The organism is Evtepia sp., from assembly GCF_056797215.1.
The window spans coordinates 68101-93758 of record NZ_JBQILM010000001.1; the positions used below are offsets into that span (position 1 = coordinate 68101).

Sequence of the window (25658 nt, forward strand, 5' to 3'; positions counted from 1 at the left end):
ACACTCAATGAAAAAAGTATTCACGTTTGAGGATTACCGCGAGGCGCTGGAGGGCGTCGGCCCCAAAACCCGCGAACACATCCTCTCGCGCGCAGAGCAGGACGAGAACATTGACTTCCCGGAGTTTGTCCAGCTGTGTAAGCTGGCTTACCCGGAGCTGCCGTAGTCCATGGCACGCGCAGTACGCTTTCTCAAAGAAAGCCAGACTGAATTTTCTAAGCTGTTCTCCAAGCTATGCAACACGCACAGCAGTTGGCAAGTCTGGGCCGACTTTGTACTGATGTCCGCGACCGTCATTTCCAACGCCTTAGACCAAGATAGTTCCACCCATGAGGCACGGGAGCGCCAATACCTTCAGACCATCAAGCAATACAAAGAGACAGAGCAAAAGGTATTCCCGGAACTGTTCGCATTGATGATAGAGGCCCTGGAAGCAAACCCGGAGCAAGACTTTTTGGGGGAAATATTTATGGGCCTGAATCTCGGCAACCACTGGAAAGGGCAATTCTTCACCCCTTACAACGTCTGCAAAATGATGGCTGAAATCACGGTCACAGACTTGGAGGCCCGCATCGAGAAAAAGGGGTGGGTTGGTATCCATGACCCGTGTTGCGGTGCGGGAGCGTTGCTGATTGCTGCCCGGAACACGATGGTCCGCCAGAAACTTGGCCCCCGGACCGCGCTCTATGTGGCCCAGGACGTTGACCGAACGGCAGCCCTGATGTGCTACATACAGCTGTCACTTTTGGGATGTGCTGGGTACGTGGTTGTAGGCGATTCTCTTTTGAATCCAGTGGCAGGGCCGGTGGGATCGCCCCTACTAATCTCTCCTATGTCAGGGCAGGAAGTATGGCCTATGCCAGCACTTTACGATGAAGTGTGGGCTGGACGTATCCAATGGGAGCGAATGCGGTTGGCGTTGGGGCGCTTAGGAATTATGGAATCCCCGCCGGAACCGGAGCAACCCGAGCCGGAGGTCACCCCCACACCGTTAAAATCCGCGCAAGTTCCCAAGCCGGACCCCCTACCGTTGAATGAAGGGGTCGGGGGACAACTAACGCTATTTTGAAAGGAGTTGCCCAAATGAACCCCATCGAGAAACGCAAGCAAGACCTAGATCAGGAACTCTATGTCAACCTGGTCCACCAGTGGAAGACCCAGCGTCCCCGCCGCATCCAGAACAACGTGGTATCATTCCCCGTCCCCACCCAGCCGCCGGAAGGGGCACCCACGCCCGACGGCCTTACCACTGGCAGCGCCTGTGTCATACTGCTGGCCTTTCTGGCCTTGACCGCGGTGCTGATTGCCCTGGGGATAGCAAGATGAGCGGCCCGGTTTACCGCATCTGCCGCAAGTGCCGTCTGACCTGGAATGTCAGTGTTCTGGACCCCAACGGAAAAATCTACATTTGCCCCCAGTGCGAGACAAAAGAAAAGGCCCCATCCGCAGCCAACCGACCAAAGCGCCTGCGGATGAAGCCAAAACCAATCCCAAAGGGACAAGCCTATTGTAACACGTCCCCGCCGGGAGCACAAGAGAAAGGATGACACACCATGTCCGTCAAAATCACCCAATTTGAGGCCGAGAACGTCAAGCGCATCAAGGCCCTCCACCTCACCCCCGCCCAAAACGGCCTCACCATCATCGGCGGGAACAACAACCAGGGCAAGACCTCTGGCCTGGATGCCATCATGTGGGCCCTAGGCGGGGAACACTATCGACCTGCCGCTGCCCAGCGGGACGGTTCCGTCCTGCCGCCCCGGATGCGCTTGGAATTGTCCAACGGTATCATCGTGGAGCGCACCGGGAAAAACAGCACCCTAAAAGTAACCGATGCCTCCGGGAAAAAGGCGGGACAGGCCCTGCTGGACTCCTTCGTGGAACAGCTGGCCCTGGATATGCCAAAGTTCATGCAGGCGTCTAGTAAGGAAAAAGCCTCCACCCTCCTGCGCGTCATCGGCCTGGAGGCGGACGTGACAACCCTGGAACGCACAGAGAAGGACCTATATAACCAGCGTCGAGCCATCGGCCAGATCGCGGACCAGAAGGAAAAATACGCCAAGGAGCTGCCAGACTATCCCGGCCTCCCTTCGGAGCTGATCTCCGCCTATGACCTCATCCAGGCGCAGCAGGACATCCTGGCCCGGAACGGGGAGAACCAGCGCAAGCGAGAGAAGGCGGCCCTGCTGAATGCCCAGCGGGACCGTCTTGGGAAAGAGCTGGCCTTGCTGGAGGAGCAGTATAAGACCGTCTGCCAGGATTGCGACATCGCCCAAAAATCCGCCTTGGACCTGGTGGACGAGTCCACGGAAGAGCTGGAAGCCAGTATCCGGGAGATCGACGAGCAAAACGCCAAAATCCGCGTCAATCTGGATAAGGCCCGAGCGGAGCAGGAAGCCAAAGACTACCGGGACCAATACGACGGTCTCACCGCCCTGCTGGAAGCGGCACGCAAGGAAAAGTCGGATCTGCTGGGCGCCGCCCAGCTTCCCCTTCCCGGCCTCTCAGTGGAGGAGGGAGAGCTGACCTACCAGGGCAAGCCCTGGGACTGTATGAGCGGCAGTGACCAACTAAAAGTTTCCACGGCCATCGTCCGGGCGCTGAAGCCAGAGTGCGGCTTTGTCCTCTTGGATAAGTTGGAGCAGATGGACCTGGACACCCTCCGGGACTTCGGGGCCTGGATGGAGGCGGAGGGTCTGCAAGGCATCGCCACCCGCGTCTCTACCGGCGGGGAATGCTCCATCATCATTGAGGACGGCCACATCAAGGGGGAGGCGGCTCCGCCAGCGGACCCCGCCCCCACAACATGGAAAGCAGGTGAATTTTAATGAAGATTACGCGCGGGAAAATCCCGGGGGCGAAAAAGTGTGTCCTCTATGGGCCGGAAGGGATTGGAAAGAGCACCCTTGCCGCCCAATTCCCCGCCCCGCTGTTTATCGACACGGAGAACGGCACAAAGGAATTGGATGTCGCCCGTTTCGATAAGCCTACCTCCTGGGAAATGCTTTTGCAGGAAGTGCGATATGTGCTTAACAGCCCGGATATCTGCAAAACGCTGGTGGTCGATACTGCCGACTGGGCAGAAAAGCTCTGTATCAAGGCGATTTGCGACCAACACCAGAAAAGGGGCATCGAGTCATTCGATTACGGGAAAGGGTATACGTTCGTTTATGAGGGCTTTGGGGAGCTGCTGAATCTATTGGCAGATGTTACGGAGCGCGGCATTCATGTGGTACTTACCGCCCATGCCGCAACCAAGCGGCGGGAGCAGCCGGATGAGTTTGGCACCTATGACTGTTGGGGGCTGAAGCTGATCGACAGCCCGAAGTGCAGCATTGCCAACATGGTGAAGGAATGGGCGGACGTTCTGCTCTTTGCCAACTACAAGACGCTGGTGGTAGCGGTAGACGACAAAGGGAAAAAGCATAAGGCCCAGGGCGGAAGCCGAGTGATGTATACCTCCCATCACCCCTGCTGGGACGCCAAGAACCGCCTGGGGATGCCGGAGGAGCTGCCTTTGGAATGGGAAGCCCTGGCAAGGTACATCGAAGCCCCAAACGCCCCCAACCCGCCGCCTCCCGCACCGACACCTCCTGCCCCGCCTACGCCCCCGCCTGCCTCTGTGCCGACAGATGTACCTACTGCGGCTCCCAGCTCTACGGCAGCGGCTGATCCGCAGCCGTCTGCACCGCAGCCTCCGGCCCAGGAATCTCCCGCCCCGTCTCCGGCTCAGCCCCCGGAGCGGCCGGACAATCAAGCTGCCTTGGCAGCACTCCGGGACCTGATGAAGGCCAACGGTGTTGAGGACTTCCAGGTCCAAGCCGCCTTCGCTGCCCGTGGCTACTTTCCCGAAGAGACCCCGCTGGAAAACCTGCCGGCCGACTTTATCAATGGGGTCCTGGTCGGCGCGTGGAAGCAGGTCTACGGTTGGATTCAGGCCAATCAGCCCTTACCGTTTTAAGCTAGAAAGGAGCGTGCATCTATGAGTGAATATACCACCGAACGTGAATTTGGTTGGGACGACGAGATACAAAATGACGGCAATCCGTTTCAAGTCCTCCCGGAGGGTGACTATACCTTCTATGTGGAAAAGTTCGAGCGGGCGCGGCAGAACGCTACGGATAAAATGCCCGCCTGCAACAAGGCAGTGCTGACCCTCAGTCTGTCCAACGCCGAGGCCAAAGGGACCCTCAAAACGAACCTGTTCCTTCACAGCAGATATGAGTGGAAGCTGTGCCAATTCTTCAAGGCCATCGGCCAGCGTCAGCATGGCGAAGCCATGCGGATGAATTGGAATGCCGTCCCCGGCGCCAGCGGCACCTGCCGGGTGGAAACGCGCCCGTGGAAGGATCGCAGTGGCAAAGAGCGGGAAGGCAACGAGATCGCAGAATTTTACGACCCCCAGGAGCGTCCGGTGCAGCCGCCGGAGCCCCCCACGCCTGGGGCATCCAGCGCACCGGGGGGCTACACCCCCGGCCAGTTCTGAATGGAGCTGCGGCCCTATCAGCAGGAGGCCCGCGCCGCCGTGAAAAGCGACTGGGCCTCCGGTTTTCTCAAAACATTGTTGGTTTTGCCTACCGGCTGCGGCAAAACCATCGTGTTCAGCAAAATTATAGAGGACATGGTTCGCACAGGCAGCCGCTGCCTGATCCTGGCCCACCGGGGGGAGCTGTTGGACCAGGCGGCGGACAAGCTCCTGCAAGCTACCGGCCTGCGCTGTGCCACGGAAAAGGCAGAGCAGACTTGTCTGGGGAGCTGGTATCGAGTGACAGTAGGCTCCGTCCAGACCCTGATGCGGGAGAAGCGGCTGTCCCAATTCGCCCCGGACTACTTTGACGTGATCGTGGTGGACGAGGCCCATCATGTCCTTTCCGACGGGTACCAGCGGGTCCTAGACCACTTCGGAGGCGCCCAGGTCCTGGGGGTCACGGCCACCCCGGACCGGGGAGATATGCGCAACCTGGGCCAATACTTCGACCATCTAGCCTACGAGTATACCCTGCCCAGGGCCATCAAGGACGGCTACCTCTGCCCCATCAAGGCCGTTACCATCCCCTTGAAACTGGACCTTTCCGGCGTGGGGGTTCAGGCGGGGGATTTCAAAAATTCGGACATCGACACCGCCCTGGACCCCTACCTCCACCAGATCGCGGCGGAGATGCAGGGCTATTGCCAGGATCGCAAGACGGTGGTGTTCCTGCCTTTGGTGCGGACCTCGCAAAAGTTCCGGGACATCCTCAACGCCCAGGGCTTTCAGGCGGCGGAGGTCAACGGTGGCAGCCAGGACCGGGCCGAAGTGCTCCGGGACTTCGACCAGGGCAGATACAACGTCCTGTGCAACTCCATGCTGCTCACGGAAGGCTGGGACTGCCCATCAGTGGACTGCGTGGTGGTCCTTCGGCCAACCAAAGTGCGCAGTCTCTACAGCCAGATGGTGGGGCGGGGGACCCGCCTCTCCCCGGAGACAGGCAAGGAGGATCTGTTGCTGCTGGACTTCCTCTGGCACACAGAGCGCCATGAGCTTTGCCATCCCGCCAACCTGATCTGCGAGAGCGACGAGGTGGCCCGGAAAATGACCGCGAATATCGAAGAGGCAGGCTGCCCCGTGGACATTCAAGAGGCGGAGCAGAAGGCCAGCGAGGAAGTGGTGGCCCAGCGGGAGGAATCCCTGGCGAAGCAGTTGGCGGAAATGCGTTCCCGGAGGCGAAAGCTGGTGGACCCCCTGCAATTCGAGATGAGCATCCAGGCCCAGGACCTGTCCGGCTATGTTCCCTCCTTCGGCTGGGAGATGGGGCCGCCCAGCGAGAAGCAGCGGCAGAGTTTGGAGCGCTTCGGCATCCTGCCGGATGAGATCGAGAACGCCGGAAAGGCGACCCTGCTGCTGGATCGCCTGGCGAAGCGGCGGGTAGAGGGCCTAACTACCCCGAAGCAGATTCGTTTCCTGGAGAATAAAGGCTTCCTCCATGTGGGCCAGTGGTCCTTCCAGGAGGCCAAACACATGATTGACCGCATCGCCGCCAACAAGTGGCGCATCCCCCAGGGTGTGGTCCCCACCGAGTATAGGGGAGAGGTGCGATGAAAGAAAACGGTCTGGACCTGCTGGAAGCGATAGAACACATCGACCCGGCGGCTCTTACATATCAGGAATGGCTCAGCGTCGGTATGGGTCTGAAGGAGGCGGGGTATCCCGCCTCCGCCTGGGAGCGTTGGAGCCGCCGGGACGGACGAAGGTATCACGAGGGCGAGTGCCTGCGCAAGTGGGAATCCTTCTCCGGGCTCACCCAGGACCTGATCACCGGCGGCACGGTGGTCAAACTGGCCATGGACATGGGCTGGCGGCCTGCCCCCTCCCAGGGCCATGAACTGGGCTGGGATGACGAGATCAAGCCCAGAGAGGATGAGGTGGTGGTGGACAAGGCATGGCTGGAAGCCAAGGAAATCCAAGAGCCCCCGGATGATGCCTGGCACCCCGCCCAAGAGCTGGTCCAATACCTGAATACCCTCTTTTCCCCGGAGGATTATGTGGGCTATGTGACGGAGACTTTCGAGGCAGAGGACGGGGAGCGCAAGCCCACCAAGGGGAACTATGACCGCACAGCGGGCCAACTGATTGAAGCGCTGCAAAGGTGCGGGGACGACCTGGGGGCGGTGCTGGGGGACTATGATCCCGGCACAGGGGCCTGGATACGCTTCAATCCCCTGGACGGCAAGGGCGTGAAAAATGACAACGTTACCGCCTTCCACTTTGCGCTGATCGAATCCGACAGTATGGACCTGGGAGAACAGAATGCCATCATCCGGGAGTTGGAGCTGCCGGTGGCCTGTCTGGTCTACTCCGGGGGGAAGAGCTTGCACGCTATCGTCCGCATCGACGCCGCCTCTTATGAGGAGTACCGTACACGGGTGGACTATCTCTACAACGTCTGCGAGAAGAACGGCTTGGCGGTGGATAAACAGAACCGCAATCCCTCCCGGCTCTCCCGCCTGCCAGGGGCCAAGCGGAAGGGGCGCAAGCAATTTTTAGTGGATACCAACCTGGGAAAGGAATCCTGGGCGGCGTGGCGGGAGTGGATCGAGAGCGTCAGTGATGATCTGCCGGACCCGGAGAACATGGCCGACGCCTGGGACAACCTGCCCCAGCTGGCCCCGCCGCTGATCGAGGGCGTCCTGCGCCAGGGACACAAGATGCTCCTGGCAGGGCCGTCGAAGGCGGGCAAATCCTTTTCCCTCATTGAGCTATGCTGTTCCATCGCCGAGGGACGCCCCTGGTTAGGATTTTCCTGCGCCCAGGGGCGGGTGCTGTACGTCAACTTGGAGCTGGACCGGGCCTCCTGCCTGCACCGCTTCCGGGACGTATACGAGGCCCTGGGGTGGGAAGCACAGCGTCTGGGGAACATAGACATCTGGAACCTCCGGGGCCGTTCCATCCCCATGGACAAGCTGGCGCCCAAGCTGATTCGCCGGGCGGCGAAGAAGAACTACATCGCTATTGTGATTGACCCCATCTATAAAGTTATCACCGGCGACGAGAACAGCGCCGACCAGATGGCAAAGTTCTGCAACCAATTTGATAAAGTCTGTACGGAGCTGGGCTGTGCGGTGATCTACTGTCACCATCATTCCAAGGGCAGCCAGGGGGGCAAGCGGTCCATGGACCGGGCCTCCGGTTCCGGGGTGTTCGCCCGGGACCCGGACGCGCTGCTGGACCTCATCGAACTGCCAGTCAGCGAGGATTTGCGCCGCCAGGAGGTCAACAATGCTATAGGCCGCGCCTGCGCCGCTGTGCTGGAAAAGGCCGGGAAGCTGGCCGAGGTCAGCCAGGACGACCTATGCAGCGAGAACGCCGCCCTGGCGGCCTGTGAGGCGGTGCTGGGAGCGCAGGGGTATCAGGCCCTGCTCCCTGCCGCAGAGGAGGCCAGGCGGGCGGCAGAGGGCCGGACCGCGTGGCGCATCGACGGCACCCTGCGAGAGTTCCCCAAATTCCCGCCGGTGAATCTCTGGTTTGACTTCCCGGTCCACCGGGGGGATGAGAGCGGCGTACTGGCGGATATCGACCCGGAGGGGGAGGCCTCCCCCTGGCAGAAGGCGATGAAGAGCCGGAAGCCCAAGGAAGTCAAGGCGAAGGAACGGAAGGCGTCTATTGAGACGGCCTTTGAGGCGTGCAGCTTTGGCGAGAAGGTGACGGTGGCCGCGATGGCAGAGTACATGGGCGTGACGGACAAGACTGTTCGCAACCGCTTGAAAGAGCACGGCGGCTTCTGGATCGACGGCGGAGATGTGGGGCGGAAGTGAGGGAAAATAACGAGAAATTTCCCTTGCCCTCCCGGGGAAAAATACAGGGTTTTCCTTCTCTTCCGCAGGGAAAATAACGCAATTTTCCTTCCCTCCCCAAGGGAGAAAAAAACATAAAAACACGTTATTTTCCCGAGGGAAGAAAAAGTACCCCCTAAAGGGGGTAAAAGATTCCTTTCCCTGCGGTCAACGGGGGGAAGTAGTCGTGCGAAAGCTACGCACGACGACTCCTTCCCCCTGACCGTTGACAAAAATGATTTCGAGCATGAAAGACTTTAGTGAGGTGAAGAACATGAAGACGATGAAAATGGCACCCAAAGATATGGCGAAGAAAATGCCGCCCTTGAAACTTGAAAAAGCCAGGCGTTGGCTGGCAAGAAGGGAAGTGATTGAGAAAATGGTTTTCAATTCAGCAGTGGACAACGGCCTTATCGTTTACGACGAAAAGACCCGTACATGGAGAGGCGTCGATTATGAAGATTGAATTTTTCCTTCCGATGATCCCGCCCACAGCCACCCACCAGGAGAAGAAGGCGGCGGTGGTGAAAGGGAAGCCGGTGCTCTATGATCCGGCAGAGGTGAAGGCGGCCCGGGCCAAGCTGACCGCCCACTTGGGCCAGCATCAGCCCAGCCGCCGTCTACGGGGACCGGTGCAGCTGATTGTGAAATGGTGCTTCCCCATCCAGGGGGACCACCAGGACGGTGAATACAAGACCTCCAAGCCCGACACGGACAACCTCATCAAGCTCCTGAAGGACTGCATGACGAAGGTGGGCTTCTGGAAGGACGACGCCCAGGTGGCGTCAGAGATCAACGAGAAGTTTTGGGCGGCGGTTCCTGGCATCTATATCCGGGTCGTGGAGCTGGAAGCCAAGGATTGCGGGAACTGCGGCTGGTATGAATCGTTTCAAGGGCTATGCTTCAACGGGGACAGTGAGCACAGGGCAGATTTTGTGGACCCAGAGGGCAGCTGTCCGCACTGGGGAAGGGGGCCGGGATGCTGATCCTGATATTTCGCGTGGAGGCCCCAGAAGGCGCGCTGCCGGGCGTGAAGGAGGCTCTGGCAATGCTGCTGGAGCAGTGGGGCGATGTGCGCTTGGTGGAGGCTCGGGAGAGCGCGCCGGAGCAGATGCGGATTGGAGGCTGCTCATGACGGAATTTGAGAAATCTGTCTACACCGACATGAAGTCCGGGGATCGGGTGCTCCTGTGGGCGGTTAAGGCCATTGAGCTGATGGAGCTTTCCGATCTGCTGACAAAGGAGGATATACTACTCGTTCGTGATTTGGTGAGGATGGAGAAGAAGAAAAAGAAGAAGGGAGGCAAGCGAAATGAAAACATACCCCAAAATGAATGAAACGGTCAAAGACCTGCTGCGGCGCAGTAACGAGCCCATGAGCCTATACATTCTGACCTGGTTGGAGGAATTGGAAAATCGGGTGCAGGAGCTTACATCGCCCAATGACCCGCTGACCTTAGACGAGCTGCGGGAGATGGAAGGGGAACCGGTATACGTCACGAATGGTGAAGGACCGGCAGGGTATGACGGCTGGCAAGCATACCGCCGCAAGCCGGAGGAGGGGGAGACATGAGCCTGAAAATTTGCCCAATGACCTTGAAGGAGGCGAACGCCTTTGTTGAGCAAAACCACCGGCACCACGGGCCAACGGTGGGGCACAAGTTTTCGATCGGACTTTCGGACGGGGAGAAGATTGTGGGCGTCGCCATTGTTGGGCGTCCGGTTTCCAGACACTTGGACGACGGGTGGACGCTAGAGGTCAACAGACTTTGCACAGACGGAAGCCAAAACGCTTGTTCAATGTTGTATGCTGCTGCGTGGAGGGCGGCTCGCGCTATGGGCTATAAGCGACTTGTAACCTACATATTGGACACGGAACCGGGAACAAGCCTAAAAGCGGCGGGCTGGAAGTGCGTAGGGAAAGCTGGTGGACTGAGGTGGACGGGAAAGCGCCGCCCAGAGGTTGATCTGTATCCAGCGCAGTTTAAAATCCGATTTGAGAAGTTGGAGGAGGGGGAGACGTAAATGAACTGGAAACGTGAAGCAGCGGACAAGCTGCGCAACTACACCGCCCACCGGGAAGCCCTGAACAGCATCCCCCAGGAGATCAAGCGCCTGGAATCGGCATACGCCGGTATCCGCAGCGCCACCAGCGACAGCACCCCGGTCAGCGGAGGCGGCAGTACAAGGGAGGATGCGCTGCTGTCCAACATCGTCCATCGGGAAGAGCTGTCCCGGAGGCTGGAGGAATCCCGGCTATGGGTGGAGATGGTCAATCGGGCTTTCGGGGTGCTGACCGATGAGGAGCGGCTAGTCTTGGATCGCTTGTACATCCATCGGACCCAGAGTGGTGTTGCTGGCTTATGCGAAGAGCTGCACCTAGAGAGAAGCACAGTCTATGATCGCCGCGACAAAGCGCTTCGTCATTTTACCCTGGCTTTATACGGGGCTACAGAGACGGAGTAAGGAGTAAAAAGTCCGGAAAAAAACCGGACACTTTTTCCGAAAATCTGTGATATAATACTATCATCTAAAATTCTAACGAGCCAGGCGGCCCTCATGCCAGAGGGTCGCCATTTTCATGGGAAGGAGGCTTCGGCCCTGCGTTTCTCCTTTGCGCGGGGCATGGTCCGGGCTGGCGGCGGTCGCCAACGACGCTGGCTGCGGATACACCACAAAAGGAGCAGTGTGCAATGGAATTGCAGTTAGTGACGAGGAAGCTGTCGGACATCCACCCCTATGAGCGGAACCCAAGGCGCAACGACCCGGCGGTAGATGCTGTGGTGGAGAGTATCCGGCAGTGCAGCTATATCGCGCCCATCGTCGTGGACGAGGACGGCGTGATCCTGGCCGGGCATACCCGGTATAAGGCCCTGAAGAAGCTGAAGCGGAAAGAGGCCGAGGTCATCATAAAGACCGGCCTTTCCGAGGAGCAGCGGCGGAAATACCGGCTGCTGGATAACAAAACAGGGGAGCTTTCCGGCTGGGACCTGGACCTTCTGGCGGACGAGCTGGAGGGCCTGGACTTTGGGGATTTGTCCCTGGATTGGGGGATCGGCGGTGACGAGGAGCCGCAGGATGGCGGAGAACCGGCCGGAAACTTCTCGCAATCTGAGTTCAACTATACCCAGCAGTACGGCGTGACAGTCATCCTGGAAAGCGAGGCCGAGCAGGAGGCTTGCTACAACAAGCTGAAAGGCATGGGCTACGATTGCCGGGTGGTGACGGTATGACGAGGCTGGAAGTACACAACCGCGTCAGTGATTTTGACAGCTACCGGGCCGCACGGGTCAAGAGCCTGTTCAATGCGGAAAACGGCTGCAACTTTGATTTGGAGCTGGATGTGGATCTGTCAGGAGACTGGAGCATCGGGGTTGTGGTGGGGCCATCCGGGTCGGGCAAGACTTCCATCGGCCGGACCATTTTCGGAACGGACCGGATTTATGACTACACCCAGGATTGGGAAGCAGACCGCCCGGTGATCGACTGCATCGCCCCCGACGGAGACTTCAACGAGGTCACAGGCGCATTAGCCAGTGTGGGCCTGGGTACGGTCCCGGCCTGGCTGCGGCCGTTTCGGGTGCTGTCCAACGGCGAACAGTTCCGGGCAGGGCTGGCCCGTATCATCTGCGAAAAGCCCAAGGAAATCGTCGTGGACGAGTTCACGTCGGTGGTAGACCGGCAAATCGCGCGGATCGGTTCGCAGGCGTTCCAAAAAGCATGGCGGCGGGGAAACCCAGGCGGAAAGGTGGTGTTGCTTACGCCCCACTATGACATTCTGGACTGGCTTCAGCCGGACTGGATCATCGACACGAAAACCAGGACCTTTGAACGTGGGGTTCCCCGGCAGCGGCCAGAAATCCAGCTTGAACTATGGAAGGTCGACCAGAGTTACTGGAACTATTTTAAGCCGCATTACTATTTAGACCTCCCCATGCCGGTGGCTGGGGAGTATTTTGTTGGGACCGTAGACGGGGAGCTGGCCTGTCACATGGCCGTGGCCCCACGGTTTGAGGTGCGCGGTTATCGCGGCACCCGGCTTGTGACTATGCCGGAGTGGCAGGGGGCGGGGGTCGGATTGCGTTTCTTGAATTGGGTGGCGGAGTACCACAAGCAAGGCCAGGGCCGGGGAGGACGGAGGTATCCTCTGTATTTTCACACCAGTCACCCTCAGATGTGTGCGGCCCTGCGCCGCAGTCCGAAGTGGACCCAATGTTCCGCAGTACTTTACGGCGGGAATAAGGCCAAATCAATAAAGTCAATCAAAACAGCGGGGGTGCGGAAAAGAGGAAAGACCTTGGGTACCGGATACGGCGGCCACTTCCGGGCGGTGCAGGGATTCAAGTACATCGGGGAGGTATCGGCATGAAGATATTCCTATGCGGTCAAAAGTCCTTTGGGAAAGCGGTTTGCAAAGCCTTCCTGGAAGCCGGACACGAGATCGTGGGTGTGGCCCCGGCACCGCCAGGGAAGCACCGGGACAAACTCTACGGCTACGCAGCTGTAAAAGGGCTGCCGCTGGTGTCGGACTGCGAGCAGTTGACCTCCGACCGTATTCCAGAGGGAACGGAGTTGATCGTGTCGGCGCACTCCCACTGGCTGATCTCGGAGCGGTGCCTGGCAAAAGTGAAGTATGGCGGCATTGGCTTCCATCCGTCCCTGCTGCCCCGACACCGGGGCCGAGATGCTGTTCGGTGGACGATTCACATGAAGGACTATGTTTCCGGCGGTACCGTTTACCGGCTCACGGACCAGACAGACGGCGGGGCGATCCTGCGTCAGGCGTTGGTGTGGGTCCGGCCGGAATGGGACTATCACGACCTATGGCGGGCTATTTTCCCGGTAGGCGTTCAGCTTCTGCTGGGGGCTGTGGGAGATATCCAGCGCGGTATTTTCTGTGAGACGGAGCAGGACGAAAGCGGTGCCACCTGGGAACCGTCCTGGGACAGGGCCAGATTAGCGCGTCGGGAACTGCCTGCCCTTGGCGGTCCCGCCGCGGCAGAGAGGCGGCCCTCTGTTTGTTTCGGCTGTGTCCAGGACTGTACCTGGTGTACCTACAACATAGCGGACCCGGAGCTTTATCACAGGAGGTGAGCGCATGGCAAGGCCGCGGAAAGAAATCGACCAGAAGCAGTTTGAAAACCTCTGCGGCCTGCAATGCACCAAGGAGGAAATCTGCGGCTTTTTAGAGGTCAGCGAAAAGACCCTGAACGCTTGGTGCAGGCGTACCTACAAGCAGAGTTTTTCCCTAGTTTTTCAACAAAAGCGGGGGAAGGGGAAAATATCGCTGCGCCGGTCGCAGTTCCGTCTGGCGGAAGAGAACGCCGCCATGGCGATCTGGCTGGGAAAGCAGTATCTGAACCAACGGGAGCCGGGGAACAAGACGGATGACGGCGAGGTGAAAACGGAAAATACCCTGTTGAAGGCTATTATGGATATCGGGGAGGTGGACACCGATGATTTACCAGAGGTTGAGTAAGCGCCAGGAGCTGGCCATGCTGTGGTGGCAGCAGCCGAGATTCAAAGACCGGGACGCCCTGATCTGCGACGGCTCCATCCGCAGCGGAAAAACCGTGTGCATGACCGTGGGCTTCATCCTCTGGAGCATGGTCGCCTTCCAGGGCCAGAAATTCGCCCTGTGCGGCAAGACCATTGAGAGTTTACGGCGGAATGTGGTCCTCAATCTACGGGACTGGGTGCCGCCGGAGCTGGAGATCGTGGAGCGGAGGTCAGAGAATAAACTGATTATCTCCGACGGCACCGGGCGGGAGAACACATACTTCCTCTTCGGTGGCCGGGATGAATCCAGTTACACGCTGATCCAGGGCATCACCTTGGCGGGGGTGCTGCTGGATGAGGTGGCCTTGCAGCCCCAGTCCTTCGTGGAGCAGGCCCTGGCCAGATGCTCCATTGATGGCAGCAAGTTTTGGTTTAACTGCAACCCGGAGGGGCCAGAACACTGGTTCTACAAGAACTGGATAGAAAACGAGAAGCCAAAGGAAAAGAACGCTCTACACATCCACTTCACCATGGACGACAACCCGGCTCTTCCCCCGAAAATCCGGGCGCGATATGAAGGGATGTATTCGGGGGTGTTCTATGACCGTTATATCCGGGGTCTGTGGGTGGTGGCCGAGGGCCTGATCTACACCATGTTCAACAAGGACTTTCACGTTGTCCCTGCGGAGCCCCGGCCTTACGACCAGTATTACATCAGCGTGGACTACGGCACCGCCAACCCCACCAGCATGGGCCTCTGGGGCCGCGCAAACGGCAAGTGGTACCGGATGCGGGAGTATTACTACGACAGCCGCAAGGAAGGCGCTCAGCGCACCGACGAGGAGTATTACACGGAGCTGGAGAAGCTGGCCGGGGATCTGCCCATCCGGGGTGTGATCGTGGACCCGTCGGCGGCTTCGTTCTTAGAAACCATCCGGCGGCATGGACGATTCTTTGACATCAAGGCGTCCAACGCTGTGCTGGACGGGATTCGAGACGTGGCAACACAGCTCCAGCTGGGGCGGCTGTTTATCTGCGAGGGCTGCACGGACTGTATTCGGGAGTTCGGCCTGTACCGCTGGGACGAGAAGGCCGCCGGAGACAGGCCCATCAAGGAGAACGATCACGCCATGGACGATGTGCGTTACTTCGTTCACAAGGTATTCGCGCCGGAGCTGTACAGTTTTTGAGGAGGGATGTTATGCAGATTTCTATTCTGGGCGTACCGTACACGCTGCGCTATCTGACCGAAGCGGAGGATGCCTATTTGAAAGACCGGGACGGTTATTGTGATTTCAGCGTCCGGTGCTGCGTGGTTCGGGACTACACCCCGGAGGAACGCAATGAGGCCGGAGCACTGCGGGACTTGGACGTTTACCGCCGAAAGGTCATGCGCCATGAGATCGTCCATGCGTTCCTCCACGAAAGCGGGCTGAGTGTCAACGCGGAGAAATCCGATTCCTGGGCGGACAATGAGGAAATGGTGGACTGGTTCGCCATCCAGGGGCCGAAGATATTCGCCGTCTGGCAGCAGGCGGGCTGTCTGTGAGGTGGTGGTATCCGTGGTAACTCTAAATTTGCGCGACGACTGCGCCGCCCGCACCGCCACCAACTACCGCCATGGCATGACGGACAAGCGCTTCCTGGAGCTGGAGATCACTGCCTGGCTCCACTCCCCCGCCCGGCGGCGGCAGATCGAGGCGGAGCGGTACTACGACGGAGAGCAGGCCATAGACCGCCGCCGCAGGCTGGCGTTGGACGACGACGGGAAACTGACGGAGCTGAAGCATCTGCCCAACAACCGCCTGTGCAACAACCTATACGCCAAGATGGTGGACCAAAAGACCAACTACTCTTTCGGCCGGCCGTTTTCCTTCGATGCGGAGAACAAAGTCTATGCAGAAGCGCTGAACGGTGTTTTGGGGGCCGGGTTCCGTCGGCTCCTGCGGGCCGTGGGCGAGGGGGCCTGGATCGGCGGGGTGTGCTGGCTGTACCCGTACTATGAGGCGGGGGAGCTGGCCTTCAAGCGGTTCCCGGCGGATGAGGTCTTGCCGTTCTGGGCCGACGCGGATCATACGATTCTGGACGCTGCTATCCACGTCTATGTGGTCCAGGAGTACAGCGAGACGGAGCAGGTCAAAGAGGTGGTCAAGGTGGAGGTTTTACACGGCAGCGGGGTGGACTGCTTCGTGCGCCGGGACGACGGGACCTTGGAGCCGGATGACTACGCCCGGTCGGGACCGTACATCACCGAGACGGACCCGGTGACCGGGGAGACGAACGGCTACAACTGGGCGCGGATTCCCCTGGTGTGCTTCAAGTCCTCCCACCACGAGCTGACGCTGCTGTCCCGTGTGAAGTGCCTCCAGGACGCTTACAATGAGGTGCTGTCCAACTTCGCCAATCAGATGGAGGAGGACGTGCATACCACCGTCCTGGTTATCAAGAACTACGACAGGGAGGACCTGGGCCGTTTCCGGCGGAACCTGGCGGAGTACGGCGTGATTAAGGTCCGGTCCTACGAGGGATGCGAGGGCGGGGTGGAGGCCCTGACCCTGGAAGTCAATGCTGAGAACTACAAGGTGCTGCTGGCCATGTTGAAGGACGCCATCATTGAGAACGCCCGCGGCTTCGACGCCAAGGACGAGCGTATGAGCGGCAATCCGAACCAGATGAACATCCAGTCCATGTATTCCGACATCGACCTGGACGCCAACGGTATTGAGATGGAGTTTCAAGCCAGTATGGAGGAACTTCTGTGGTTTGTGAACCAGCACCTGGCGAACACCGGCAAGGGCAGCTTTGACAGGGCCGAGGTCAGGATCATCTTCGACCGGGACGTCCTCATCAACGAGACCGAGGCCATTAACAACTGCAATACGTCGGTGGGCATTCTCTCCGATGAGACCATCATCAAGATGCACCCGTGGGTCAGTGACCCGGAGGAAGAAATGGCTCGGCTGAACGCCCAGCGGGAAGAGGAGGCTGCCGCCGACCCTTACCGGCAGGCGTTTGAGAAAACCAAAGGGCAGGATGCACCGGTGAAGGACGGTGAGGGGGATGAAGAATAGCGTCTACTGGGCGCAGCGGATGAAGCGCATGGAGGACGCGCTCAAAGATCAGTCCTACGCCTACGTGGAGAACCTGGAGCGTCAATTCCAGTCCGCCCAGGCGGAGGTCCAGCGGCAGCTTGCGGCCTGGTATCAGCGTTTCGCGGACAACAACGGCCTGACCCTGGCCGACGCCCGACGGCTCTTGAATACCGCCGAGCTGGAGGAATTTCGCTGGACTGTTGGGGAATACATCGCCTACGGCCAGCAGAACGCCCTGGACGGTGCCTGGATGAAGCAGCTGGAGAACGCCAGCGCCAGGGTACATATCTCCCGGCTGGAAGCGATTCAGCTCCAGCTTCAGCAGCAGGCCGAGCGGCTATGCGGGAATCAGCTTGACGTGGTGGATACGGTGATCCGGGGGATCTATCTGGGCAGCTACTACGGCACTGCCTTCGAGCTCCAGCGGGGCCTTGGGGTGGGCTGGACCATGCAGGCCATTGACGAGCGGACTATTGAGAAAGTCCTCTCCCGGCCCTGGACAGCGGACGGCCTGACCTTCCGGGACCGCTGCTGGACCAACAAGCAGGCCCTGGTGAACAGCGTCAACACGAACCTGACGCAGATGATTATTCGGGGGGAAGCGCCGGATCGGGCTATCAGCACCATCGCCCATCAGTTCGGCGTAGCAAAGGACAAGGCGGGGCGGCTGATTATGACAGAAGCCGCAGCCTTTTCCTCTGCCGCTCAGAAGGACTGCTACAAGGACCTGGAGGTCGAGCAGTACAAGGTGGTGGCTACCTTCGATGGGGAGACTTGTCCCCTCTGCGGCGATCTGGACGGGAAGGCGTTCAAGCAGTCCGACTATCAGGTGGGGCTGACGGCCCCGCCCTTCCATCCCTGGTGCCGCTGCTGCACCTGTCCGTACTTTGCGGATATGGAGGGGATCGGGGAGCGGTGGGCCAGGAATGTGGACGGGACGACTCCCAAAGTTCCCGCAGATATGACCTTCGACGAGTGGCGGAAGAAGTTCGCTCAAGACACCGGCTTGACGGAGAACACGCCAGATGATACACTAGGCAGGAATCGACCGAAAAGTGAGGCCGCTGCCGTGCATTATATTGGAAAGCTGGACAAGGACCTATACCGCTGTGTGACACAGGACATCACTACGGATGAGGTCATTATCACCGATGAGCGGATTCAGCATATCAAGGACCATCATCCAGGGCATTTTGAAGCCATTGCGCCGTATCTGAAGGAAGCCATCCGTTCACCGGACTACATCTTGGAGGACGCAGCCAGTACAGGATTGGTTTTGAAGCATATTGATGAGCAAGGGCTGCGGCTTCGGATTGTTTTGCGGCTGCATACGAGCACTGACCCGGCAGGATTCAAAAATTCGGTTCTCTCCGCATGGAAGATTCGAGAAAAAGAATATGATCGTTTGGTGCGGAACAAAACAGTGCTTTACAAGCGGGAATAATTCTGGTAAAATAAAAGTACAATAGCAAGAGGAACACTTGAGGTGGTAGATTTCGTCCCGACCACACGCCGCTGGTATGACAAGGGGTGACCCTGAGAGATGCAGGAGGAATGGGACGCCTGCCAAGTGTTCCTTTTGTTTTTTTAAATTAGGGCTTTGAGGTGGTAAATTTCGTTGCGACCACACGCCGATGGCATGACAAGGGAAACCTGAGAGATGCGGGAGAGGCGACGCCCACTAAAGTCCGCTGAAAAGGGGAATAGGGTTGACCTGCTTCCCTTCCTAAATGGTGTTGTTGACAGCACTGACTTATAACAACCCTGACAGAATGCAATAATCGCCCCCCTATGAGCTGTGGGGAGTGTCAACGGCGCACCTTGCAGAGGTATAGCTTCAATTCGTTTGTCATGCGTAGAAAGAGTTTCTGTGGGTGTTTCGCCTTACAGTTCATCTTTTGTGGGTTTACCCTAATATTTTGACACTCCTCTTGCTTTTAGCTGCGGGAAGTTTGATATGTAGCATAAAAGAGAGGGATAAATATGCTAGGGTTAAGAAAACTTACTAAAGATGTGGAACCTGGTTCCTTCCATTGTGGAAATAAAGGAATTGAAAGTCAAATCTATGACTCATATTATGCAACATTACTCAGAGAAGGATATGGATACGAAATTACTGTCCAGGAAAACGACGAGTCTCCTGTCCCGGTTGGATATTGCATGATAAAACTGGTTACACTCAACAAAGAGCATATTCCAGAAGAAGATCAGGACTGTTACAGTCGGGTTTACGCTAATCGAAGTCTCCAGTATTCCGCTATAGAAATCACATATTTGGCGGTAGATGTAAATATTCAGAGGAAGCGAATTGGCACTTCTGCGCTTGAGCTAATAGTCAGTAAAATACGATTGGCTAGTAGAGATGTACCCATCAAGTATATTGTGATTAACTCGCTTGTTGGGAAAATATCATTTTACGAAGAGAGAGGTTTTCAGTCTTTGGGCAATCGTAGTGAAGATGGCGAAACTCAGTTCATGTACCTGTGTATTGAAGACCATCAGGAGTTAGATGACTATATTGATACTATGAATGCGTAAATCAGGAGGGAAAATTTATGCGGATTGATGGGAAAAATTATTATCTCACTCGTGAAGAAAGCCGTGCCCTTGTAGCAAGTGAAATTCACCCAAACAAGGAAGTCCTCCAGCGTCGCGATGATTTCTTTGAAAAAATTGATCGCACACTTTCGGATGTTCATATTGATTCAAATGGCGATATTTTTGCTCAAGTTGATGGACTTGATGAGTCCAGCATTATCCGTGTATTAAACTGCAAGGACACTCAAAATCCTAAGTATACGAGTGAACATTGTACAATAAAGTATTCCAGTTCGCTTTGTAGCAGCGATATAGAACGAAATATCCTCTATAGACATAGAACATCAATTTCTGACCAGAGACGAACGGTACTTCCGAGAGACTGGCATAGCACAGATGAGGATACAAACAGTTCTGTGCCTGTTGCTGCATAACATTAAGGTTGAGGTGACACGATGGAACAATTGCGCAAAGACGGTCAAAGTGAAAAGGTAGAAAGTGTTCTACATATGAGCCACTTGGTTTGTGATGAATTGACGTTTGAGAGATTTGGCTTTAGAGGTAGCGTTGAAACAAGGTATAATTTCTCTCGCGGCATTGAAAAAGATGGCGAGGGGGCATATCGTGTTATGCTTGCCATTGAAGCGGATCGAGATGATGAGTTTAAAGCAAAAGTGCAAATGACAGGCTATTTTTCAATATCAGAAGACAACCCACAAAAGGATATCCTATTAGAGAAAAATGCAATAGCTATCATATTTCCCTATGCTCGTTCGCAGATGACTTTGCTAACATCTCAGCCTGAAACAGTGCCCGTTATTGTGCCAGTAGTTAATATCAATAACCTTTTTGAGGAAAATGAGGACTGAGCGATTTTGATACTCTCTGCTGTTTTTACAAGCAGAAAGGTTGGGGAAATAAGCTGTTGTGCTACTGAAAACTATATTGTTGATGAAACCACCACTGGATAACCAGAGGTGGTTTTTTCATACCCAAAACCAGAAAAGGAGGCAAGGATCATGCTGGAATGGCTGAAAACCATCCTGGGAGACGCCTACACCGACGAGATCGACAAGGCGGTGACCCAGGAGATCAAGAAGGGGTATGCACCCCAGGCGGACCTTGACGCCAAGGACCGCAAGGTCAAGGAGCTGGAGACTCAGGTGGGCCAGCTGGAAGAGAGTGCCAAGACCCATGCCGCATCCCTGGCTGACCTGAAAAAGCTCGTTGGGGACAAGGAAACCCTGGAGAAGAAGATCGGGGAGCTGGAGGAGCAGGCCAAGACCGACAAGGCGGCATACGAAAAGGAGCTGGCCCAGGTGAAGCTGCTCTCTGCCGTGGACGCAGAGCTGACCGCTGCTGGGTCCCGCAACAACACCGCCGTCCGGGCGGTGCTGGCGGATTTCCTGACGTCGGCCAAGCTGGTGGATGGGAAAGTCACCGGCAAGATCGACGGCGAAGCCGCCACCCTGGCAGGCCGGATCGAAGCCCTGAAAAAGGACGCCTCCACGGACTTCCTCTTCGGCAAGGTAGAGCGGGAGGGCTGGAAGGCCGGGGAGAGCGGCGGCGGGGGCAAGCCTGACGGAAACAAAAAGCCGTCGGAAATGTCCTATGCAGAGCTGTCGGCGTACCTGGCCGAGCACCCTGACACAAAACTGGATTGAGAGGTGAGACTATGATGCGCGTGGTAAAACCCGCATCGGTGTCCATAGAGGACGCGCTGCGGAATCTGGCGGGCCGCCTGACCGGATGCCCACCCGGTGATCTGCCCCGAACCCAGGAGGGCCTTGTGCAGTTCCTGGCCGAAAACCTCCCCACTGTGGAAGAGCTGGCGGAGGTAGTCACCCAGGAAGTCCTGGCCCGCCTGGAGGCACCTGCCAGTCCCGACCAAGGCGTCGAGGAACCCAAGGCAAAGAAAAAGGCCGTCAAGGCCGCAGAGTAAGAAAGGAAGGTAACTATGCCCAAGTTTGACGCAAAAAGTTTCAACCCCCAGGCATTCAAATACCGCGCCGACCGCGTCCCCCGCACCCGCCTGAACGAGCTGCGCAAGTCCCGTGTCCTGGCGGGCAACCCGGACATCCGCTCTGTGTTCACCACCCAGGACGGCACCGCCTATGCCCGGATCGCCATGCGGGGCCTGCTGGACGGTGACGCCGTGAACTACGACGGTCAGACCGACATCACCGCCACCTCCACCAAGACCTTTGAGCAAGGTGTTGTGGTGGTAGGCCGGGCCAAGGCGTGGGTGGAGAAGGACTTCTCCTACGACATCACCGGCGGCGTTGACTTCATGGACAACGTGGCCCAGCAGGTAGCGGAATACTGGCAGGACGTAGACCAGGATACCCTTCTGGCGATTCTCAAAGGGGTGTTCTCCATGACCTCCACCAAGGGTGCGGCTTTCGTGGCGAAGCACACCTATGAAGTGGCGGGCCCCATGGAGGCAACTACCCTCAACACCGCCACCGCCAAAGCCTGCGGCGACCGCAAGAAGAAGTTCTCCATGATCTTCCTGCACTCCGCCGTTGCCACGAACCTGGAAAACCTGAACCTGATTAGCCACTTGAAGTATACGGACAAGGACGGCATCACCCGTGACCTGGACCTGTACGCCTGGAACGGCAAGTTAGTGATCGCCGACGACGGAATGCCCGTGGAAGAGGTGGCAGAGAGCGCCAGCGGCAAGGGCGACGGCTATACCCGCTACACCAGCTACGTCCTGGGAGAGGGCGCCATTGAGTATGAGGACATCGGCGTCAAGGAGCCCTACGAAATGGCCCGTGACCCCAAGACCAACGGCGGCCAGGATACCCTCTACACCCGTCAGCGGAAGGTGTTCGCGCCCAAGGGGATCAGCTACGAGAAGACGTCCCAGGCGTCCCTGTCTCCCACAGATGCCGAGCTGTCCAACGGGGCCAACTGGGATATCGTACACTCCGGGGAGACGACCGCGGCCAACCGGTCCTATATTGACGACAAGGCTATCGCTCTGTGCCGCATCCTCTCCAGGGGGTGATGGGGATGGACCTGCGGGAAGCCGTGACGCTCCGGCTGTCTATGCTGGGCTATACACTCACGGAGGAGGACGCCCCCGCCCTGGACTACCTGGAGGCCAAGTGCCGCCAGGACCTTCTGACCAGCATCCACCACAAGGAGCTGCCGGAGGGTCTTTTTTATACCCTGGCGGACTTGGTGACAGGGGCCTTCCTGGAGGGCAGACTGGCGGCTGGCACCCTGGAGATCGCGGGTTTAGACTTCTCCTCTGCCCCCAAGAGCATCACCGAAGGGGACGTGTCCGTCACCTTTGCCGGAGCCAGTGACGGCGTAGACACCCCGGAGAACCGCTTTCTGGCCCGTCTGGCCGCCATGGCCCACCCAGCGGAAGATGTGCTTGGGGCGTACAGGAGGCTGGCATGGTGAGACGTAAGAAGGCCATACAGAGCCTGTGGTCTGGGATGGCTTCCGTGTCGGTGTTGGAGGGTGTTTTGGACCCCGCCACGGGCCGTACCGAGCCGGTGGAGCGGGTGACGGTGGAAGAGGCACCCTGCCGGGTGTCTTACCGCACCGTCAGCCCTGCCGTCCCGGAGGAGGAAGCCGCCCAGGCAGGCCAGGGGGTCACGCTCTATATCGACCCGGCGGTGGATATCCCGGAAGGGTCCAAGGTCACCGTCACCCAGAATGGCGTCACCCGTGATTATGCCCGCAGCGGCAAGGCAGCGGTGTACTCCTGTCACCAGGAAATCCCGCTGGAAGTGTTCAGGGGGTGGACCTGATGGCAAGCTGGGGAAACTGCGATTTCCGGCAATTACAAAACCTGCGGGACCAACTGGGACGCCTCCAGGGCGCAGAGCTGGACCGTTTCTGTACCTCCGTATCCAAAGAGCTGGCGGCCCGCCTGCTGGCCCTGGTGATCCCCAAAACCCCGGTGGGGAAGTACAAGCGCGGCAGCGGGAAGAAGGGCGGCACCCTCCGCCGGGGCTGGACGGCCCGCACAGAGGCTGAGGCCAAAGGTGGCCGGGGGACAGGGACCAGAGGGGCCAAGGCATACGCTGACGCATTGCCTGTCACCAAACAGGGCGGGATTTACACGGTAGAAGTTATCAACCCGGTCCACTATGCCAGCTATGTGGAGTTCGGCCACCGCAAGCGAGGCGGAAACGGCTGGGTGCCGGGGCAGTATTTCCTGACCATCTCGGAGCGGGAACTTCAGCAGATGGCCCCACGAGTGATCGAACAGAAGCTGCGGCGGTATTTGCGGGAGGCGATGGGCGGTAATGGCTGAGATCAGTTTCAACAGCGTCTTTGACGGCGTGACCCTGGCCCTTCATGCTGCCTTCCCGCCTCCGGTGAAAATTCACGGCGGAGACGTGCAGCAGGGCCTGACGCCGGGAGACTTTACGGTGGTGATCCCTACGGCCGCCCAAGTTCCCCAGCTAGGGGCGCGATACCGCAGAGAGATCACGGTGGATGTGATCTACTATCCCCGCAAAGGGGACGCCGAGTGCCTTGCCATAGCGGACCGCCTGACCCAGGCCCTGGAGATCATCACCACCCCCGCCGGGGACCAGCTCCGGGGCCGGGACCTCCGCTTTGAGCGGGTGGACGGGGTGCTTCACGCCCTGGTGGAGTACCCCCATTATGTCTATAAAGAGCGTCAGGAAATCCCCATGGAGGACTTGACGCTCCGGCAGGAAGGAGGCTCACATGAGCGAGAAGAGCAACGATAAGAAAGCCGCTCCGGCGGTGTTCAGCAAGCGGCAGGTCCTGACTTTCCGGCGCTACGTCGGACGGCAGGACCTGTTGTCTGTCCTGCTGAAGGACGGCGAGACTTACACCATAGAACAGGTGGACGGCCTGCTCCAGCGATTTATGAAAGGCAAGGTGAGATAATGGCACTCGGCGGAGGAACCTTCCTGGTTCAGAACAAGGTGCTGCCCGGCGCTTATATGAACTTCGTGTCGGTGGCCCGTGCCAGCGCGTCCCTCTCGGACCGGGGGACGGCTACTCTCCCTCTGCCCTTGGACTGGGGGCCGGAGGGGGCTGTCTTTACCGTAGAGCGAGAGGCGTTCCAGAAGGATAGCCTGAAGATTTTCGGCTACGCTTACACCGCCCCGAAGCTGCGCCCCCTGCGGGAGATTTTCGCCCATGCGAAAACGGTCCATTGCTTCCGTCTCAACACAGAGGGAAAGAAAGCGGCCAACGCCTTTGCCGAGGCCAGGTATCCCGGCGTCCGGGGGAATGCTCTGCGCCTGGTGGTGGAGGCCGGAGAGGACAGCACCGAGGAAGCCCCCCTCTTCGACGTGTACACCTACCTGGATACCACCCAAGTGGACGCCCAGGCAGGGGTCAGCGGCGTGTCGGAATTGCAGGACAACGACTTTGTATGCTGGAAAAAGGACGCCGCCCTGGCCCTGGCTGCCGGGACGCCCCTCACCGGCGGCGAGAACGGACAGGTGCAGGACGCAGCCTATCAGACCTACCTGGACCGGGTGGAGGTCTACAACTTCAACGCCATGGGCTGTCCCTCCAAGGACCCCATCATCAAGGGCCTGTTTTCTGCCTTCTGTGCGCGAATGCGGGACGAGGTGGGCAAGAAGTTCCAGCTGGTGGTCCACACCCATCTGGCGGACTATGAGGGCGTGGTCAGCGTCAAGAACGGCCTGGCGGAGGACAAGGAAAGCACCGCCCTGATCCCCTGGGTGACGGGCGTGGTAGCCGGTACGGCGGTGAACGCCTCCGCCACCAATATGGCCTACGACGGAGAGTATACTCCCGATACTGACTACACCCAGACCCAGCTGGAGGCCGGCATTCAGGAGGGAGCCTTCCTCTTCCATCAGGTGGACGAGAAGCCGGTGGTGCTGTCGGATATCAACACCTTCGTCTCCGTCACCGACACCAAGAGCGCCGACTTCTCCAGCAATCAGACCATCCGGGTCCTGGACCAGATCGCCAATGACATTGCGGTCCTCTTTGCCAGGAAGTACCTGGGCAAGGTCCCCAACGACAACGCCGGGCGGATCAGCCTCTGGGCGGATATCGTCAAGCATCACGAGCAGCTCCAGACCATCCGGGCCATTGAGGACTTCTCCGGGGAGTCCGTGACCGTGGAGAAGGGGGACAACAAGAAGTCCGTGGTGGTGACCGATGCCGTGACTCCGGTGAACGCCATGGAGCAGCTTTATATGACGGTCTATGTTTCCTGAGCGAAGGGAGGGA

At 58.3% G+C, this 25658-nt stretch carries 35 protein-coding genes; all 35 read left to right on the plus strand.

Annotated features, from left to right (window positions below; genetic code table 11):
* Positions 1-7: 7 nt before the first annotated feature.
* Positions 8-166 carry a hypothetical protein gene (locus ACTOZL_RS00370; RefSeq protein WP_482476051.1) on the plus strand — a complete coding sequence of 53 codons (159 nt, stop codon included), beginning with the start codon at positions 8-10 and terminating at the stop codon, positions 164-166.
* 3 nt (positions 167-169) lie between these two features.
* On the plus strand, positions 170-1069 hold the full coding sequence (locus tag ACTOZL_RS00375) for an N-6 DNA methylase (protein WP_482476052.1): 900 nt from the start codon (positions 170-172) through the stop codon (positions 1067-1069).
* A 14-nt stretch (positions 1070-1083) separates the two neighbouring features.
* Complete coding sequence (locus ACTOZL_RS00380) at positions 1084-1326, plus strand: hypothetical protein (protein WP_482476053.1); 243 nt, start codon at positions 1084-1086, stop codon at positions 1324-1326.
* 227 nt (positions 1327-1553) lie between these two features.
* The gene (locus ACTOZL_RS00385) at positions 1554-2828 is read left to right on the plus strand and encodes an AAA family ATPase (RefSeq protein WP_482476054.1); all 1275 of its coding nucleotides are present in this window, start codon (positions 1554-1556) and stop codon (positions 2826-2828) included.
* A complete protein-coding gene (locus tag ACTOZL_RS00390; RefSeq protein WP_482476055.1) occupies positions 2828-3961 on the plus strand; it encodes an ATP-binding protein in 1134 nt (377 codons plus the stop codon). The genes ACTOZL_RS00385 and ACTOZL_RS00390 overlap by 1 nt, the downstream gene beginning before the upstream one ends.
* Positions 3962-3982: 21 nt before the next feature.
* Positions 3983-4486 (plus strand): DUF669 domain-containing protein, encoded by a 504-nt coding sequence (locus tag ACTOZL_RS00395; protein ID WP_482476056.1) that lies wholly within the window; start codon positions 3983-3985, stop codon positions 4484-4486.
* Positions 4487-6079: a DEAD/DEAH box helicase gene (locus ACTOZL_RS00400; protein ID WP_482476057.1), complete on the plus strand. Its 1593-nt coding sequence runs from the start codon at positions 4487-4489 to the stop codon at positions 6077-6079.
* Positions 6076-8292: an AAA family ATPase gene (locus ACTOZL_RS00405; RefSeq protein ID WP_482476058.1), complete on the plus strand. Its 2217-nt coding sequence runs from the start codon at positions 6076-6078 to the stop codon at positions 8290-8292. The genes ACTOZL_RS00400 and ACTOZL_RS00405 overlap by 4 nt, the downstream gene beginning before the upstream one ends.
* Before the next feature lie 292 nt (positions 8293-8584).
* Complete coding sequence (locus tag ACTOZL_RS00410; protein WP_482476059.1) at positions 8585-8776, plus strand: hypothetical protein; 192 nt, start codon at positions 8585-8587, stop codon at positions 8774-8776.
* Positions 8766-9296 carry a RusA family crossover junction endodeoxyribonuclease gene (locus ACTOZL_RS00415; protein WP_482476060.1) on the plus strand — a complete coding sequence of 177 codons (531 nt, stop codon included), beginning with the start codon at positions 8766-8768 and terminating at the stop codon, positions 9294-9296. The genes ACTOZL_RS00410 and ACTOZL_RS00415 overlap by 11 nt, the downstream gene beginning before the upstream one ends.
* A complete protein-coding gene (locus tag ACTOZL_RS00420) occupies positions 9290-9445 on the plus strand; it encodes a hypothetical protein (RefSeq protein WP_482476061.1) in 156 nt (51 codons plus the stop codon). Before ACTOZL_RS00415 ends, ACTOZL_RS00420 begins: the two co-directional genes overlap by 7 nt.
* On the plus strand, positions 9442-9648 hold the full coding sequence (locus ACTOZL_RS00425) for a hypothetical protein (protein ID WP_482476062.1): 207 nt from the start codon (positions 9442-9444) through the stop codon (positions 9646-9648). The genes ACTOZL_RS00420 and ACTOZL_RS00425 overlap by 4 nt, the downstream gene beginning before the upstream one ends.
* Positions 9641-9883 carry a hypothetical protein gene (locus ACTOZL_RS00430; RefSeq protein WP_482476063.1) on the plus strand — a complete coding sequence of 81 codons (243 nt, stop codon included), beginning with the start codon at positions 9641-9643 and terminating at the stop codon, positions 9881-9883. Before ACTOZL_RS00425 ends, ACTOZL_RS00430 begins: the two co-directional genes overlap by 8 nt.
* The gene (locus ACTOZL_RS00435) at positions 9880-10335 is read left to right on the plus strand and encodes an XF1762 family protein (protein ID WP_482476065.1); all 456 of its coding nucleotides are present in this window, start codon (positions 9880-9882) and stop codon (positions 10333-10335) included. The genes ACTOZL_RS00430 and ACTOZL_RS00435 overlap by 4 nt, the downstream gene beginning before the upstream one ends.
* Positions 10336-10776, plus strand: a complete 441-nt coding sequence (locus ACTOZL_RS00440; protein WP_482476066.1) for a hypothetical protein — start codon at positions 10336-10338, stop codon at positions 10774-10776.
* Between the two features lie 227 nt (positions 10777-11003).
* Entirely contained in the window at positions 11004-11543 is a 540-nt protein-coding gene (locus ACTOZL_RS00445; RefSeq protein WP_482476067.1) for a ParB N-terminal domain-containing protein, read from the plus strand.
* Entirely contained in the window at positions 11540-12679 is a 1140-nt protein-coding gene (locus ACTOZL_RS00450) for a hypothetical protein (protein ID WP_482476068.1), read from the plus strand. The genes ACTOZL_RS00445 and ACTOZL_RS00450 overlap by 4 nt, the downstream gene beginning before the upstream one ends.
* The gene (locus tag ACTOZL_RS00455; RefSeq protein ID WP_482476069.1) at positions 12676-13404 is read left to right on the plus strand and encodes a formyltransferase family protein; all 729 of its coding nucleotides are present in this window, start codon (positions 12676-12678) and stop codon (positions 13402-13404) included. Before ACTOZL_RS00450 ends, ACTOZL_RS00455 begins: the two co-directional genes overlap by 4 nt.
* A 4-nt stretch (positions 13405-13408) precedes the next feature.
* Positions 13409-13789: a hypothetical protein gene (locus tag ACTOZL_RS00460; protein ID WP_482476070.1), complete on the plus strand. Its 381-nt coding sequence runs from the start codon at positions 13409-13411 to the stop codon at positions 13787-13789.
* A complete protein-coding gene (locus ACTOZL_RS00465; RefSeq protein ID WP_482476071.1) occupies positions 13767-14999 on the plus strand; it encodes a PBSX family phage terminase large subunit in 1233 nt (410 codons plus the stop codon). The genes ACTOZL_RS00460 and ACTOZL_RS00465 overlap by 23 nt, the downstream gene beginning before the upstream one ends.
* Before the next feature lie 11 nt (positions 15000-15010).
* Entirely contained in the window at positions 15011-15358 is a 348-nt protein-coding gene (locus ACTOZL_RS00470) for a hypothetical protein (protein WP_482476072.1), read from the plus strand.
* A gap of 13 nt (positions 15359-15371) precedes the next feature.
* Positions 15372-16880 (plus strand): phage portal protein, encoded by a 1509-nt coding sequence (locus ACTOZL_RS00475; protein ID WP_482476073.1) that lies wholly within the window; start codon positions 15372-15374, stop codon positions 16878-16880.
* Positions 16870-18345: a minor capsid protein gene (locus ACTOZL_RS00480; RefSeq protein ID WP_482476074.1), complete on the plus strand. Its 1476-nt coding sequence runs from the start codon at positions 16870-16872 to the stop codon at positions 18343-18345. The genes ACTOZL_RS00475 and ACTOZL_RS00480 overlap by 11 nt, the downstream gene beginning before the upstream one ends.
* Positions 18346-18884: 539 nt before the next feature.
* Positions 18885-19439, plus strand: coding sequence for a hypothetical protein (locus tag ACTOZL_RS00485; RefSeq protein WP_482476075.1), 555 nt, complete (start codon positions 18885-18887; stop codon positions 19437-19439).
* A gap of 17 nt (positions 19440-19456) precedes the next feature.
* Complete coding sequence (locus ACTOZL_RS00490; protein ID WP_482476076.1) at positions 19457-19873, plus strand: hypothetical protein; 417 nt, start codon at positions 19457-19459, stop codon at positions 19871-19873.
* A gap of 21 nt (positions 19874-19894) precedes the next feature.
* A complete protein-coding gene (locus ACTOZL_RS00495; RefSeq protein WP_482476077.1) occupies positions 19895-20308 on the plus strand; it encodes a protein-export chaperone SecB in 414 nt (137 codons plus the stop codon).
* Positions 20309-20458: 150 nt separating this feature from the next.
* Entirely contained in the window at positions 20459-21103 is a 645-nt protein-coding gene (locus tag ACTOZL_RS00500) for a phage scaffolding protein (RefSeq protein ID WP_482476078.1), read from the plus strand.
* Between the two features lie 11 nt (positions 21104-21114).
* Positions 21115-21381 carry a hypothetical protein gene (locus ACTOZL_RS00505; protein WP_482476079.1) on the plus strand — a complete coding sequence of 89 codons (267 nt, stop codon included), beginning with the start codon at positions 21115-21117 and terminating at the stop codon, positions 21379-21381.
* Positions 21382-21396: 15 nt separating this feature from the next.
* Positions 21397-22455, plus strand: a complete 1059-nt coding sequence (locus ACTOZL_RS00510) for a major capsid protein (RefSeq protein WP_482476080.1) — start codon at positions 21397-21399, stop codon at positions 22453-22455.
* 5 nt (positions 22456-22460) lie between these two features.
* Positions 22461-22859, plus strand: coding sequence for a hypothetical protein (locus ACTOZL_RS00515; protein WP_482476081.1), 399 nt, complete (start codon positions 22461-22463; stop codon positions 22857-22859).
* Positions 22856-23212 (plus strand): hypothetical protein, encoded by a 357-nt coding sequence (locus ACTOZL_RS00520; protein WP_482476082.1) that lies wholly within the window; start codon positions 22856-22858, stop codon positions 23210-23212. The genes ACTOZL_RS00515 and ACTOZL_RS00520 overlap by 4 nt, the downstream gene beginning before the upstream one ends.
* Positions 23212-23721 carry an HK97 gp10 family phage protein gene (locus ACTOZL_RS00525; protein WP_482476083.1) on the plus strand — a complete coding sequence of 170 codons (510 nt, stop codon included), beginning with the start codon at positions 23212-23214 and terminating at the stop codon, positions 23719-23721. Before ACTOZL_RS00520 ends, ACTOZL_RS00525 begins: the two co-directional genes overlap by 1 nt.
* Positions 23714-24166, plus strand: coding sequence for a phage tail terminator family protein (locus ACTOZL_RS00530; RefSeq protein ID WP_482476084.1), 453 nt, complete (start codon positions 23714-23716; stop codon positions 24164-24166). Before ACTOZL_RS00525 ends, ACTOZL_RS00530 begins: the two co-directional genes overlap by 8 nt.
* Positions 24144-24329: a hypothetical protein gene (locus ACTOZL_RS00535; protein WP_482476085.1), complete on the plus strand. Its 186-nt coding sequence runs from the start codon at positions 24144-24146 to the stop codon at positions 24327-24329. The genes ACTOZL_RS00530 and ACTOZL_RS00535 overlap by 23 nt, the downstream gene beginning before the upstream one ends.
* On the plus strand, positions 24329-25645 hold the full coding sequence (locus ACTOZL_RS00540; RefSeq protein WP_482476086.1) for a phage tail sheath C-terminal domain-containing protein: 1317 nt from the start codon (positions 24329-24331) through the stop codon (positions 25643-25645). The genes ACTOZL_RS00535 and ACTOZL_RS00540 overlap by 1 nt, the downstream gene beginning before the upstream one ends.
* The last annotated feature ends 13 nt before the right edge of the window (positions 25646-25658 follow it).